Annotated in this window: 15 protein-coding genes; 4 read left to right on the plus strand and 11 right to left on the minus strand. The window is 63.4% G+C overall.

Translation table 11 applies throughout. From position 1 onward, the window contains the following. Positions 1-6: 6 nt before the first annotated feature. Positions 7-1,092: a Shedu immune nuclease family protein gene (locus AB0L57_RS10750; protein ID WP_364959897.1), complete on the minus strand. Its 1,086-nt coding sequence runs from the start codon at positions 1,090-1,092 to the stop codon at positions 7-9. 120 nt (positions 1,093-1,212) lie between these two features. Here AB0L57_RS10750 and AB0L57_RS10755 point away from each other — a divergent pair, with 120 nt between their 5' ends. Then, a complete protein-coding gene (locus AB0L57_RS10755; RefSeq protein ID WP_364959899.1) occupies positions 1,213-1,890 on the plus strand; it encodes a DUF6461 domain-containing protein in 678 nt (225 codons plus the stop codon). Positions 1,891-2,009: 119 nt separating this feature from the next. Here AB0L57_RS10755 and AB0L57_RS10760 read toward each other — a convergent pair whose 3' ends face one another. The 3 genes from AB0L57_RS10760 to AB0L57_RS10770 form a co-directional block, all read right to left on the minus strand. Continuing rightward, complete coding sequence (locus AB0L57_RS10760; protein ID WP_364959901.1) at positions 2,010-2,966, minus strand: HNH endonuclease; 957 nt, start codon at positions 2,964-2,966, stop codon at positions 2,010-2,012. Positions 2,967-3,113: 147 nt separating this feature from the next. After that, entirely contained in the window at positions 3,114-3,689 is a 576-nt protein-coding gene (locus tag AB0L57_RS10765) for a GNAT family N-acetyltransferase (protein ID WP_364959903.1), read from the minus strand. Next, the gene (locus tag AB0L57_RS10770; protein ID WP_364959905.1) at positions 3,686-5,035 is read right to left on the minus strand and encodes a helix-turn-helix transcriptional regulator; all 1,350 of its coding nucleotides are present in this window, start codon (positions 5,033-5,035) and stop codon (positions 3,686-3,688) included. The genes AB0L57_RS10765 and AB0L57_RS10770 overlap by 4 nt, the downstream gene beginning before the upstream one ends. A 464-nt stretch (positions 5,036-5,499) precedes the next feature. On the opposite strand from AB0L57_RS10770, the gene AB0L57_RS10775 reads away from it, so the two are divergent. After that, positions 5,500-5,886, plus strand: a complete 387-nt coding sequence (locus tag AB0L57_RS10775) for a hypothetical protein (RefSeq protein WP_364959907.1) — start codon at positions 5,500-5,502, stop codon at positions 5,884-5,886. 30 nt (positions 5,887-5,916) lie between these two features. Here AB0L57_RS10775 and AB0L57_RS10780 read toward each other — a convergent pair whose 3' ends face one another. From AB0L57_RS10780 to AB0L57_RS10790, 3 genes are all read right to left on the minus strand, one after another. Then, positions 5,917-7,179 carry a hypothetical protein gene (locus AB0L57_RS10780; RefSeq protein WP_364959909.1) on the minus strand — a complete coding sequence of 421 codons (1,263 nt, stop codon included), beginning with the start codon at positions 7,177-7,179 and terminating at the stop codon, positions 5,917-5,919. Next, the gene (locus tag AB0L57_RS10785; protein ID WP_364959911.1) at positions 7,176-8,030 is read right to left on the minus strand and encodes an inositol monophosphatase family protein; all 855 of its coding nucleotides are present in this window, start codon (positions 8,028-8,030) and stop codon (positions 7,176-7,178) included. The genes AB0L57_RS10780 and AB0L57_RS10785 overlap by 4 nt, the downstream gene beginning before the upstream one ends. A 116-nt stretch (positions 8,031-8,146) precedes the next feature. Then, the gene (locus AB0L57_RS10790) at positions 8,147-8,518 is read right to left on the minus strand and encodes a VOC family protein (RefSeq protein WP_364959912.1); all 372 of its coding nucleotides are present in this window, start codon (positions 8,516-8,518) and stop codon (positions 8,147-8,149) included. Positions 8,519-8,577: 59 nt separating this feature from the next. Here AB0L57_RS10790 and AB0L57_RS10795 point away from each other — a divergent pair, with 59 nt between their 5' ends. Continuing rightward, complete coding sequence (locus AB0L57_RS10795) at positions 8,578-9,024, plus strand: MarR family transcriptional regulator (protein WP_364959914.1); 447 nt, start codon at positions 8,578-8,580, stop codon at positions 9,022-9,024. Between the two features lie 38 nt (positions 9,025-9,062). Here AB0L57_RS10795 and AB0L57_RS10800 read toward each other — a convergent pair whose 3' ends face one another. Together AB0L57_RS10800 and AB0L57_RS10805 are read right to left on the minus strand one after the other, a co-directional pair. Beyond that, a complete protein-coding gene (locus AB0L57_RS10800; RefSeq protein ID WP_364959917.1) occupies positions 9,063-9,437 on the minus strand; it encodes a pyridoxamine 5'-phosphate oxidase family protein in 375 nt (124 codons plus the stop codon). A 40-nt stretch (positions 9,438-9,477) separates the two neighbouring features. Then, on the minus strand, positions 9,478-10,140 hold the full coding sequence (locus AB0L57_RS10805; RefSeq protein WP_364959920.1) for a hypothetical protein: 663 nt from the start codon (positions 10,138-10,140) through the stop codon (positions 9,478-9,480). Positions 10,141-10,240: 100 nt separating this feature from the next. Between AB0L57_RS10805 and AB0L57_RS10810 the strand changes: the two genes are divergently transcribed. Beyond that, positions 10,241-10,996: a TetR/AcrR family transcriptional regulator gene (locus tag AB0L57_RS10810; RefSeq protein ID WP_364959923.1), complete on the plus strand. Its 756-nt coding sequence runs from the start codon at positions 10,241-10,243 to the stop codon at positions 10,994-10,996. A gap of 4 nt (positions 10,997-11,000) precedes the next feature. Here the strand turns inward: AB0L57_RS10810 and AB0L57_RS10815 are convergent, their stop codons facing one another. Continuing rightward, positions 11,001-11,444 (minus strand): hypothetical protein, encoded by a 444-nt coding sequence (locus tag AB0L57_RS10815; protein ID WP_364959926.1) that lies wholly within the window; start codon positions 11,442-11,444, stop codon positions 11,001-11,003. A 116-nt stretch (positions 11,445-11,560) separates the two neighbouring features. Beyond that, complete coding sequence (locus AB0L57_RS10820; RefSeq protein WP_364959927.1) at positions 11,561-12,469, minus strand: NADP-dependent oxidoreductase; 909 nt, start codon at positions 12,467-12,469, stop codon at positions 11,561-11,563. Positions 12,470-12,486 lie beyond the last annotated feature (17 nt).

Raw genomic sequence — 12,486 nt, forward strand, 5'->3', positions numbered from 1 at the left:
GCGGACTCATTGCCTGATGGCGTCGCGTTGTGTGGTCTCGACGGCCCACTCTGCCCGCGCAAGTACTTCATCGAAGGTGAGTATCTCGGGTTGGATCATCTCCCGCCGGAACAACTCGAAGGATCGGAACTTTGTCTCGTGGTATCCGCCGGCTTCCCCTTTGAGGCTGTCGAGGTTCCCGATAATGAGATACGAACGCGGACGCAAGAGATACGTGAACTCGCCGGGGAGATCGCTCCCGTCCGATGCCTTCTCCTGTAGGCGGTCTCTCATCTGTGCCACTGCTAGATGCACGGTGCCTTGGGCTTGCACCACTCCACCGGACAGTTCGAAAGACGGAGCCCAGCAGCCCGGTCGATATGGCTCCTTTATCGGTTCCAACAGTTCCTTACGATGAGTCTTGATCTCCGCGAAGACCATCGACTTGATGCGACCCGACGTCCGTAGCAGCGCGTCAGTGCGCTTGCCGACGGAACTGATGGAGGAACCGGCCACCACTTGTTCGAGCTTCTCATCGCTCCACGAGGTCAGCAATTGACCGGCCAGCGATACGCCGAAGATCCACGGATTCTGTTCGAAGAACTCCTGCCACACTGCCTCGCCCCCGCGATTGGGGAACCGGGATTTTCGCTCCTGATCGAAGTAGTCGTCGTCTTCGAGTAATCGCCGGAACCGGGCGACCTGTTGCCGTCGGTGCGCCATGGCGACGACATCCCCGGCGGTCGCATCGTTGGTTACCAGCTTTCGGAAGAGCTCGGGCCTCTGCTGATAAGCCATCGCGAGCGCATCGGGATCTACACCGATGTCCGGAGGTGGAAAGGCAATGTCCAGAGCGGGTTGGATATTCAGCGCCCTGTCACCGAACGCGGCTCGCATCACGTCTATGAGCTGAGCAGCGACGTCTGCGTCCAGTTGCAGGGACTGACTGCTCTTCGGTTGTGACTGGCGGGTCTTGGATCCGAGCGTCGTCAGATGTAAGAGCTTTCGGCCTTCTCCATCGTCGACGACCTGATGCTCGCAGGTGACACCCTTTTCGATTCGGTGCGGCCTGACACTCTGTGCGTTGGGTTTCAAGTTCTGAATGCGAGCCATCGATTGATTGTGAAAGCTGTTGGGGGAGACGTCAATCGCTGCCGGAGATCGCCGAAATCATTGTGGCGAAGGAAGGAACGAGGCCGCCGATTGTCGGTAACGCCTGCCATCATGCACGCTATGACGTCTCCCGACCCCTTGGCCCCATTTCGGTGGCTCCACGACGGTGGCTCTCCGCTGGACGATATCTTCACCGTGGCCTTCTTCCGCAGGCTCGACCCGTCGGAGGTGGTGCGCCGCTTCAGCCGCGGCGAGGATCACGGCCAGGAATCGGACTTCGCCCGGCTCATGGACCAGGCCACCGAGTTCTCCATCAAAACCGGCGGAGGGTACGGGGGAGGCACCGTGGGTGTCTTGCAGGTCGGTGAGTGGAGCGTGGCCATCGAGCCGATGGGGTGGATGGCCACGCTCCACGATGTCCTGCCCGAATTGTCTCGTGATTGTGAGGTATTGGCCATCACTCGGCACGGCTACGCCGAGGACAGCCTCAGGTACGCGATCGACGGCACGATTGTCACGGGCTACAACCCCTTGCGGTGCCCCTACCTTCGACACGGCTCCGAGCCCGACCGGCTCAACAGGTTCATGCGGGAACTCGGCATGGCGGTGAACTCGCGCGACGACGAGAACGATCGCGACGACGAGTACGACTGGGAAGACGAGGACGATAGGGCCGAGAGCGACTACGTCTCTGCCCTGCCGAGTGCTTTCGCCTTGGCCGCGAAGCTCACCCAAGTGCGGTTCATCCCGGAAATCCTCGATCGCCCGATGCTCGTCGGACCCATCGCGTACAGGTGATCGTCCAGTAGCCGCAGCGACGAGTACGGAATCTCAGAACCGTGGCGTATCCGCCACGTCACCGCCACTCATTCTGAGATTCCGCCACGAATTTTGAGACCCTACAGTTGGCTGTGCGATCAGGACGCCCGAGGGCGGAACTCGTCCCAGTGGAGCCGCAGCCACTTCTTCTGCTTGTTGTCCGGCTCGATGGCGAAGTCCCGACCGTGTAGTTCCGAGTAGATCGGGAATGGTCGGAGCTCGAAGCTGACGTCGATATGGCAGTCGCGGTCCACGGCGATCAGTCCGCGGTCGAACAGTGTGTGGAGATCGCGGCGCAATAGGAGGCCGCCGTGAGGGTCATGATGTCCGACAGTGGCATAGCTGTACAAGTGGCACGCATCGAGTGCGGGTGCCGGTAGCGGGCCGGAGAACGCGCATACCGCACCGAATCTGCGCAGAAGTTCGGCGCGAAAGCCGGTCTGTCCGACGCGGACTCTGACCGGTCGAATCGTGTGGCCGCCATTCAGCTGCATCGCGGTTACTTCAAGTGGCGCCAGCAGATTCCCGAAGTCCGACGAGAGACGCATGGCGGTCAAGAAGTCGCTCCAGCGCAACTCGCGGAAGCTGTTCTGCGACTTCGGTTTCACACAGAGTGCCCGTAGCTCATCGGCACGCAAAGTGCCTGGAAGCGAGATCCACCCTTGACTGTGATTGGATCGGAACGTCTCGACAGGGACGGTCTCGATCACAGGCGCGTCGAAGGTTTCTTTACAGTTGTAGCAACGGTACTCGGGACTCAGTGTGGTCCGGCGCTCCAGGTTGGTCTTCCCGCATGTCCTGCAGCGAGAAATGTCCTTGGTGCCGACACCGCGTTCGATCGCTTCGATCACCGACATGCCGAGCAGTTCGTGCTCATCCCAGAGCGCGATGATGTCGCCGACTTTCACCTGCTGATGATTCGGCACGCGGTTGTCCCAGCTGTAATGGCTGGCGGCATCATCGTCGTATCGGGTATCGGCGCCCAAACGTCGATAATCCTCTTTCAACAACGCGAGCCACGCTCTTCGGCCGGCTTGCTCGTCAAACTCGGACACCCTGAATCCCAGTACCTTCTAGCGAGACAGGAACCGTTTGTGTTTGAAACGGTTCTGATTCGTACTGGTCGAGTGTACGTGTCGGCATGGCAACGAGGTCGACAAACCGCCGCGAGTGAGCGAAACGGCCACTCCTTGAAACGGTGCTCAGAGGTCTCGCACAAGCACGTCGAAATGCGGTGCGTCGGGCCATGCCGGGCGGAGGGTGCCAGCACGCGACCATCCCCACCGACGGTATGCGCCATACGCTCGCTCATTTGCGGGCCGAACCAGGAGCGTTGCGCGGGATTCCCCCCTGCCGCTCAGCAACTCATCGTGCAGGGTGTGGGCGAGTCCACGCCCGGTGAACTCGTTGCGGACCATGATCTCGCTCAATGCGAAGGTGCGATTGCCGTCCTCAGCGACAAATTTCTGCACGTCACCCCGATCGAGTTGCAGACCGGACCACCAGTGGGTGTCAGAACCGAGTGGCCAGCCCCAGGCTTGGCCCATGGGTTCTTCTCTCAGCCACGCGACAACGAGTTCGAACCCTCGAGGCCGACTCGGGTCGGTGTAGGAATCGAAGCGATGCATGAACGCATCGGTGGATGCGAAGGCGTCGCCGGGGTCGTCGTCAGGGATGTACGAGCCTTGAAAGATCAGTCGGACTTGGGCGCGCAGAGCCTGCGCCTCATCTGCGTTGTAGTGCCGGAGGTAGATGTCATTGTCGTCGCCGGAGGTCATATGACACCAACCACCTTTCTTTTCAGGTCGTCGTATCGCTCGGTGAACTCGGTGTGGCGCGTGTTGTCCACAGCATTCCGTACAGGGCTGAGCATTCGAAATGTGCGGGTGGATGACACTTGGTTCTCCAAGTCATCGAGTACGGAAAGTCCTTGCGTCACCGCATTGTTCACGTCGCCGGTGCACGCGAAGGCCGCGGCGAGGCTTGCGCGGTAATTCGCTCGATTTCGGGCGCCCATGCCTTCCGGTGTGTTGTCCGCGGCCAGAAGGTCCACCGACTTCTCAGCCGCGCCCAGATCTCGGAATCCTCGTGATTCATGAGACCGGATTTCGGCGGGGGTTACGAAGCGGAGCCACCGCGGACACTCGGTGGGTGGTTCGTAGGCCAGCGCGGCTTCCAATTCTCGCCACGCGGTGGTCACCGCGCGACCGAAGCCGACATGGTCATGCAGGATTGCTCGGGCCAACGCTTCGCGGATCGCGATGAGGGCGTGGATACGCCCAGGCGGCTGTGCCCTGGTCAATTGCCGTGCCCGATCGAGGTAGGCGAGCGCCCGATGAGGGCTGCCTACTCCATCACGACTGAGCGCAATCGATTGGTGCGCGGCGTTCAGACATATGTGGACAGTCAGCTCGTCATTACCGGCCTGGTTGGCCAATGCGAACGCATCGGCGAAGCACTGCTGTGCCGTGGGATGAATATCGGCATCGAATGCCAGCCAACCAGTTGTGGTCGCCAGCTCACCGGCTGCACTCATGAAGGAGCGACCGGTCCGCTCCGTGAATGTGGACATCTCCAGGAGTCGCTTCGCGTGCGCCAATTCACCGAGACCGGTCGTGACCAACTCCGCTCCGCCGACAACTTGGTCACGCTGAGCGAGATCGGTGACGCGGTCGGCAAGTTGCCGGATGTCGCGCATCTCGATCTTGGTCAAGTTCACGGGTGACTTTGCGGCTGCTGAAAGGGTCGCAGCACCGATCAGGATTCCGAACTCGCGCCGCTTCACCTCGTCCTCAATTCCGTAGGTGCTCAGCTCACCGTGCGCATCCAGGCTATCGCCTATCGGGAAGGGAGTCATCGAGTTCCGGGCGGCTCCAGGCGACGATTGTTGTGCCGCGACCGTCATCCTGAATCGGGCTCGCTGCTCCTCGGTGAGTCGTGACAGTTCGACATCCAGTGCGGCGGCGGAATCGCCCCGAACGGGCCGATCGCGCGTCGCTCTCTCCCACTTGCGAATCGTCGGGGGCTGGAAACCGAGCCGTTCCGCGAATTGCTCCTGGGTGATTCGTAGTGCTGCGGTGCGGAGAGCCCGCACTTCGACGCTGGTCCACGTGCTGACGATCATCCTTGCCCCCGATCGATCTATCTCGTTGTCCAGTAGCGGAACCGTATTACCTCGGTGCTGTTCTGTGTCTTCGGTTCGCTCAGCTTGTGCATGAAGCTGAGAATCAGCCCCGCCGTCGGGTCGATGTGCTTCGGATCCTGTGGCGCCCAGTGGATCCGAATCCTCGGCGGCGGGTGCTTGCCAACCCGACTCGACCGAGAGTGATCATACGAATGTGCATCGAAGCTTCGACCGTAACGCGTGGCGCCGCCACGCGTTGCTGTGATCCTAACCTCCAGTGCCGCAACGTATTCGAAGGACGCCGATGATTCTCCTACTTTTCGGCTGCATCATCCTCGCCGTCCTCGTCTACTGCACCGTCGCCTACTGGCCCCCTCGGATTCCCCCGGAGCACACCGTCGTCGCGATACACCGCCGGGTGTACAGCGAGCGACGTCGAATCCGTCGACCTTTCGGAGACACCTGTGAGTTCTGAGACACCGCCGCGGGCCATGGGTTACGCCTGTGTGGACCTCGTGAAGACTCTGGTGGGCCAGGACTTTCGTGCCCGCCAGGTCGCGGCACGGCTGGGCTACGAGTACATCGGGCTGACGACGAGTTGCAGCCTGATCGTGCCGGAAGCTCTGCTCGACCATGTATCGGCGGTCGAAGTCGAATTGCTGATCGTGCCGAGCATCTTGCATCTGCGTGGTCGAATTCCACCGGACCTCGCCGCGCTGACCGATATTCACGATCTCTCGACCGGCAGAACCCACGAGCGCGGCGGCGGGTACGCGCCCGACGGCGGGTCCGTCAACCCGTTGGTGGTGCCCGATGAAGGGGATGTCGAAAGGGGGAGGCAACATCCATGACACTCGATCCGCGTTCGCTGACCAGATTCGCTAGATCCCTCGGATGAACTCCCGATACAGGAACTTCTGATGCGCCGTGTCCAGAATGCTCTTTCGGCGCCGGAGGCTGTGGTAGGCGACTTTGAGTAGTTGTGTCACCGGTACGCCGGTCGGGATGTCGACCGATGCCGCTGTCACGGAGGCCACGGTGTCCAGTAGAGCGGTTTCGGTTTCGTTGGCCTGTGCGGACTCCAGACCCAGCTTGCGGAGTAGCTCGTCGCGCACCTCCATGACATCGATTTCGAGTCGGCGATAGTCGTCGGTGGTGTCAGCCATGGAGAGTGCGCGCCGAAAGTCGACCGCGCGGGCGCGGTATTCGTCGATCCGCCCGCATATCAGCTCGAGCCAGTGGTCGTCGTCATAGCGTTGACGATCCGAATTGACCCATAGTCGGCCGCCGAGGATCGGTAGTTCCTGCTCGCGGACAAAATACCGGCGACCGGGCCGTGCGGCGGCGATGCGGTCGATCTCGCCGGGGATACCGCGAACTGTCGAAATCACCCCGTCCACCAGGCTCTGCGGCGCACCGTCATCGAACAGGTCGAACATGACCGCGAAGTCTCGCCGAAGCGGGTGAGGTGTGTAGGCGACGTCCTTCACCTTGGCTCGCGACGAGTAGCGAAGGGAGCGAACCAGCGTCGCGACGAGCCACAGTTGCTGTTCGCGATCGGGGATCAATTCGCGTAGCAGGCCTTCGATCGCGAATGACGAGGCCCGTGCCCACTTGCCGAAATAGTCGTCTTCGACACCGTCCCGGCCCCCGATTCGGGCGCCGTGGTGGTCACGTTTGTTGATGTTCTCGAATTGGTAGTCGGCCCATTTCGCGATCTTCGGAAGCATGCGCTGGCCGGCATGCTCCTGCTCGACTTCGCGGTCCGCACGCCGGGTGACATCCGCGAATCTCAGCAGCGTTTGCACGCCGGTGGTCTGCAGCGTGTCCATCGCGAAATCTTCTGCCCGCGTGAGCAACTGCTGCTCCTCGAGGGACAGACAGAGCGGTTTGGCGATGTGGAGGTCGAACAACAGACGCAGGATCCGTGGGTGCTCACCGAAATCCGAGGGGACCGGGTTCAGTTTCGTCGGATGTGGGACCAGCACCTCGTCGAAGTAGATCAGCGATTGGATCAGCTCCGTGTAGCACTGCTCGGAAAACGGATCGCGGGGTCGCAACGGTGTTCGGTGGTTCTGGGAAAGGAGGAATTCTTCCGCGCTGATGAACGTGGTGACATCCACCATCACGCTGTGGGACATCATCTGTTTCGAGCTTCTCCCAGCAGATCGACGAACCACCGCACGCACCGAGGATCTCCGGAGATGGTCTCCGTCAGGATCGGCTCGGCCTCGTTCAGTAACTCGTCCCCGAAGGGGTACGGGCTCGCGCCGGAGCCGTTCGACGCCGACCGGCCCATCGCAGCGGCCAATCCGATGCCGGCGGCTCCGTCCCAGAGCTTCTGATCGCGGCGATAGAACAGATCGAACTGATGTTGCGGCGCGTTCGTCCACGGGGTGAGGTCGATGCAGGTGCGCACCATGTCGAGAGTCTGGGATGTGGTGCGCAGCTTCATATCACAACCGATGGCGGCGAGTTCCGCCTCGAACGGTCGTGGCGGAAGGTGTCCGCTACGGGTTACCGATGCGCGATTCGGCCTGTCGACAGCAGAGAGTGGCGTCGCGGGACGGCCGTCGACGGTGACCGCACCCGCTGACCAATGAATCGAGATCGGTGTGCGGTCGGGGCCCAGTTCGGGTGCCAGAACGTATGCCGCAATGGGTGTTCCGCCCTCCAAGAGGCAGACCACGCTGCAGAACTCATGGCGGCCTCCGGCGACGAATTCGCTTGTGCCGTCGATGGGATCGATGATCCAGATCGGATCACCGGTGGTGGGCAACGAGGCATCGTCCTCTTCGGCGACGAATCTGGAACCCGGATAGTGCCGCAGGACGGACTCCGCGATGGCCGTCTGAACTGCTGGGTCGGCCTCCGACAGCAGGGTGTGGTCCGGCTTCGTGTCGACACGCAGAGTCCTCAGATTCCGCCGATATCGCTGGAACAGCGGTATCAACAGATCGTCCAGCTCGCCCCAGAGAGACTCGACATCAGCCATGCGGTGCCTCCTCCGTGTAGACCTCTACAGAGAGCGTAGAGGTCTGCGGTCGGCTCCGGACAACATCGGAGTGCGTGAATCCGGGGCTCGTCCTATCTGTCGGATTTGCCAGTGCCTCAAAGCTTGTCGTGCACCGTCACCGCGTACCCGTCCGGGTCGGTGAAGGTGAACATCCGCCCGAACGGTCCGTCGATCGGGCTTGCCGCGATCGGGACGCCGGCCGCGGCCATCTCGTCATGCAGCGCCTGGGCGTCGTCGGTGTGCAACCACAGGGCGACGCCCAGGCCAGGGCGTGGGGTCGCGGCATCCAGATCGACGCCCGGCAGTGGCTCGCGGACGGCGAAGGGGATCGGGCTGGTGTCGAAGACGACGGCGCCGGGCGGATTGCCGGGGGTCTGTTCGAGACCGAGGTGGGTTCGGTAGAAGGTGGCGGCGCGGTCGAGGTCGCGTACCTGCAGGGCGATGAAATCCGGTCCGGTGACGGTCATCGGGAGTGTCCTTTCATGTCAAGGTATTGACATGCATGAGGCTATGTCAAGATGTTGACATGAGTCAAGGCGTCGGAGATGTCGATCTGTCGGTGGGGTATGTGCTCAAGCAGGCCGCGAGTGCTTTGCGTACGCGCATGGATGCGGCGCTGCGTCCGCTGGAATTGACCGTGCCGCAGTACGCCTGTCTCGAACTGCTCGGTCAGCGGGAGGGGCTGTCGAGTGCGGAGCTGGCCCGGGGTGTGTTCGTCACCAGGCAGGCGATGAATCAGGTGCTGCGCGGGTTGCAGGAACGTGGTCTGCTGGCGCGGGCGGCTGCCGCCGATCACGGGCGGGCGCTGCCCAGCCGGCTCACGCCGGAAGGGGAGCGGGTGCTGGGTGCCGCCAGCCGTGCGGTGGCGGAGGTCGAGCGGCAGATGCTCGGTGCGTTCGACGAGGCGCGGCGACGGCGTCTGCTGGCGGATCTCACCGCATGCGTCACCGCCTTGTCGGAGACGAATCGATAACTCGCACCGGGTAACTCGGCGTCAGTGTCCGGACGGCCTCAGAGCTGGATGTGGCGGCAGTCGCTACCGCAGGCGTCTTCGTCGGCGGCCTGCTCCGGAGGCACGGCACGATGCAGGATCGCGCGGCTGGGTCGCACGGTCAGCAGGTCCCCGTCCACCGTGCCGATCCCGTCGACGATCAGGGAGTAGTCCGACGGGTCGCGAGGCGCCCAGACGAGGGTGGCGGTGGGATGCGCGGCGATATTGCGGCGGGTGCGGCGGCCGGGGGCGGCGATGTGGAGGGCCCCGGCATCCGGGATCGGCGTCACGGCGACCACATGCGGTGACGAATCTTCTCCGACGGTGACGAGATAGGCCAGCGCGTAGCCCTCGATGGTCTTCGCGAGTTCGTCCAACCGCACCTCGGCGCCCATTCGGCAAGCCTACTGTCGAAACGGGCGCCGAGGTCGGTGTTTACCGAGATGCCAGGACGCGATCGGGCTCGGTGGCCGGTGATTTCCGGATCATCGCGATGCCCACCGCGAGCAGCCAGATGATCGTGAGTCCGGAAACCGTAGCGGTGCTTCCCCATCCGTTCGCCGCGTAGAAGTTCGCGGGCGTATTGCCGAAGAACATCGACGGCGCGAACGCCGCATTCACCACCGCCAGTGCGGCCGCGGTCCGCCCGGCCCACGTCGGCAGGAACCTGGTGCGCAGGATCGTGATGGCGGCGGTGGTCATGAACAGTGCGGTCAGCAGTCTGGTGACCGTGCCGTAGAGGACGTAGGTGCCGGACACGGTGATGGTGGGGTCGATCGGATCGGGTGCTTGGATGGCGGCGCCGATCTCCATGCCCATCGAGACGAAAGCCACTGTCATCCACATCAGTCCGGCGGTGGTGGCCAGTGAGCCCAGCCATTCGAAGCTGCTGTCGGCGGCCTTCACCAGATGTCCGAAGGCCGACATGAAGACCGTGATGCCGATGAGCCCGACGAGCCCCACCAGACCGCGGCTCAGGATGTTCCAGTCCGGTGGCGCGCCGTCGTAGACGAAGTAGAGCGGAAGCTCGATCAGCATGAGCGCCGCACCGGCGACGGCGGCGATGCCCGCGGTGCGGTGGAGGGTTTCGGTGTTCACGGTTTTGTCCTTCCGAACAGGGCCGATCATTAGTATATGACTTATACTATAAGGCCCATACTAAACTCGGGACGGCAATGTCGTCGACGACAGGATTGTCATGAACGATCGGGAGGTGCCCGGACATCTGGCCCGGCTGTGGCGGGTGCCGGCGGATACCCGCCTGGGCCGCCCCGCCGCGCTCGATGTCGATCGAGTGGTGGCCACGGCGGTGGAGCTGGCCGATCGTGACGGTCTCGCGGGCGCCACGCTCCCGAAGATCGCTGCCGCCCTGGGGGTTACGCCGATGTCGCTGTACCGGCACGTCGGTTCGAAGGACGAACTGCTCGTCCTGATGAGTGATGCCGGGCTGGGCCATCCGCCGGAACTGCCGGTCGATTCCTGGCGGGAGTCGTTACGTGCTTGGGCAACAGCTCAATTGGCGGTTCATCGAGATCGGCCCTGGCTGACTCAACTGCCGATCACCGGTCCGCCCAGCGGCCCCGGAAATGTGGCGTGGATGGATGCCGGGCTGCGCGCACTCCGCGACACTTCCTTGGGCTGGCCCGCGCGAGTCGGCGCCATCATGGTGGTCAGCGGCTATGTCCGCGAAGCATCCGTGACCTCCCGCCAACTCGAAGAAGGCCGGGCCGCAGCCGATCTGGACGAAGCAGAAGTCCTGAACACCTACAGCCGCAACCTCCGCGTACTCGTGGACGCCGAGCGGCTGCCCGATATGGCGGCACTGCTCGCCTCGGGCCTGTTCGACGACATCACACCCGCCGACGCCGACCCGGACGCCGATTTCACCTTCGGACTCGAGCTGATCCTCGACGGCGTCGCCGCCGCGATCGACGCGGCGGGAGCAGCCGGATAGGTCCTCAGTCGATTTTGGCGCCGAGCCAACGCGGGAACCGTCGAATCGCACGATTGGGCGCGGCATCCGGATTTCCCAAGCGCCATGCGCCGGTGGGCCCCCATGCGTGGCAGTAGATTCCGATCCATCGGCCATCGGCACCGATCAGGCTGTGCTCTTCCGCATCACCCGCACAGATCGCATCGACCAGGGCCAATGCGGGGCAGGGGCGGGTGGCGTCATCGGTGACATAGTCCACGACCATGTCCAGGCACCACCCGGCTTCCACCCGTGCCGCCTCGTCATCGAATCGAGTGACCCTGATACTGGCCGCCGCGCCATTGTCCAATCTCGCCGAATGTGATGACAGTACGACCACTGACTCGTACAGGAACGTTGTCGCATCGTGCCTCACGGCCAGATCGCACAGATCGGTGACGAGATCTTCCCAGGTCCCCTGCGCGCTCATCCTATTTGTCCTCGCCTACTCGCAGGGATTGGTGATTGCATGCGGTGCATCGAGTCTGTCACCTTCGGACTCGAGCTGATCCTCGACGGCGTCGCCGCCGCGATCGGCGCGGCGGATCAGTAGGGGTCGATCACCAGGACGAGTTTGCCTCGTATCCCGCCGTTTTCGCCGATGCGGTGGGCTTCGGCGACCTCGGTGAGGGGGAAGGTCCGGATGATGGGGAGGGTGAAGCGGCCGGTATCGATCAGGTCGCCGATCTCGGTGAGTGCGTGCAGGGCGCGGCCGGTGTCGCCGCGACTGAAGCGGACTCGGTGCTGTTGTGCGCCTGGGAAATCGGCGATGGTCAGGACCCGGCCGGGACTGCCGGTGAGGGCGATGAGATCGGGGAGGACGCCGCTGCCCGCGACGTCGAGTGCCAGGTCGACGCCGTCGGGTGCGAGAGTGCGAACGCGGTCGGGCATGCCGTCGCCGTAGGCGACGGGCTGGGCTCCGAGGGCGCGCAGGTAATCGTGATTGGCGGGGCTCGCGGTGCCGATCACGTGGGCGCCACGCACCACGGCCAGCTGCACGGCGGCGGCGCCGACACTTCCCGAGGCGCCGTTGATCAGCAGTGTGGTGCCGTCCGTGACGCCGAGCTGATCCAGTGCGCGAGTGGCTGTTTCGATCGCGGCCGGCAGTGCGGCGGCGGCCGGGAAATCGAGTCCGGCGGGGATCGGTGCGTAGTGGGACAGCACGGTCAGCTCGGATTGGGCAGTGGGTTGGCCGGATACGCCGAAGACACGATCACCGACGGTGACATCGGTGACGCCCGCGCCGAGTTCGTCCACGATGCCCGCCGCCTCGTGTCCCAGGGTCTGCGGAAGTTCCTCGTCCATCAGACCTCGGCGCTTCTTCCAATCGCTGGCGTTGATGCCGGCGGCGCGCACCGAGATCCGGACCTCGCCGGGGCCGGGATGTGGATCGGGCAGATCGACGATCTCGAGGACCTCGGGACCACCGAACCGGGTGAAACGGACCGCTTTCATCGTTCGCTCCGATCTCG

It is taken from the genome of Nocardia sp. NPDC052254 (assembly GCF_040679495.1).
In the GTDB taxonomy this organism is placed as follows: Bacteria; Actinomycetota; Actinomycetes; order Mycobacteriales; family Mycobacteriaceae; genus Nocardia.

What these genes read in the sequence shown, in the direction of transcription:
- AB0L57_RS10750 (WP_364959897.1), bottom strand. Translation starts at nt 1,092, where the DNA reads ATGGCTCGCATTCAGAACTTGAAACCCAACGCACAGAGTGTCAGGCCG.
- AB0L57_RS10755 (WP_364959899.1), top strand. Translation starts at nt 1,213, where the DNA reads ATGACGTCTCCCGACCCCTTGGCCCCATTTCGGTGGCTCCACGACGGT.
- AB0L57_RS10765 (WP_364959903.1), bottom strand. Translation starts at nt 3,689, where the DNA reads ATGACCTCCGGCGACGACAATGACATCTACCTCCGGCACTACAACGCA.
- AB0L57_RS10770 (WP_364959905.1), bottom strand. Translation starts at nt 5,035, where the DNA reads ATGATCGTCAGCACGTGGACCAGCGTCGAAGTGCGGGCTCTCCGCACC.
- AB0L57_RS10780 (WP_364959909.1), bottom strand. Translation starts at nt 7,179, where the DNA reads ATGATGTCCCACAGCGTGATGGTGGATGTCACCACGTTCATCAGCGCG.
- AB0L57_RS10785 (WP_364959911.1), bottom strand. Translation starts at nt 8,030, where the DNA reads ATGGCTGATGTCGAGTCTCTCTGGGGCGAGCTGGACGATCTGTTGATA.
- AB0L57_RS10790 (WP_364959912.1), bottom strand. Translation starts at nt 8,518, where the DNA reads ATGACCGTCACCGGACCGGATTTCATCGCCCTGCAGGTACGCGACCTC.
- AB0L57_RS10795 (WP_364959914.1), top strand. Translation starts at nt 8,578, where the DNA reads ATGAGTCAAGGCGTCGGAGATGTCGATCTGTCGGTGGGGTATGTGCTC.
- AB0L57_RS10800 (WP_364959917.1), bottom strand. Translation starts at nt 9,437, where the DNA reads ATGGGCGCCGAGGTGCGGTTGGACGAACTCGCGAAGACCATCGAGGGC.
- AB0L57_RS10810 (WP_364959923.1), top strand. Translation starts at nt 10,241, where the DNA reads ATGAACGATCGGGAGGTGCCCGGACATCTGGCCCGGCTGTGGCGGGTG.
- AB0L57_RS10815 (WP_364959926.1), bottom strand. Translation starts at nt 11,444, where the DNA reads ATGAGCGCGCAGGGGACCTGGGAAGATCTCGTCACCGATCTGTGCGAT.
- AB0L57_RS10820 (WP_364959927.1), bottom strand. Translation starts at nt 12,469, where the DNA reads ATGAAAGCGGTCCGTTTCACCCGGTTCGGTGGTCCCGAGGTCCTCGAG.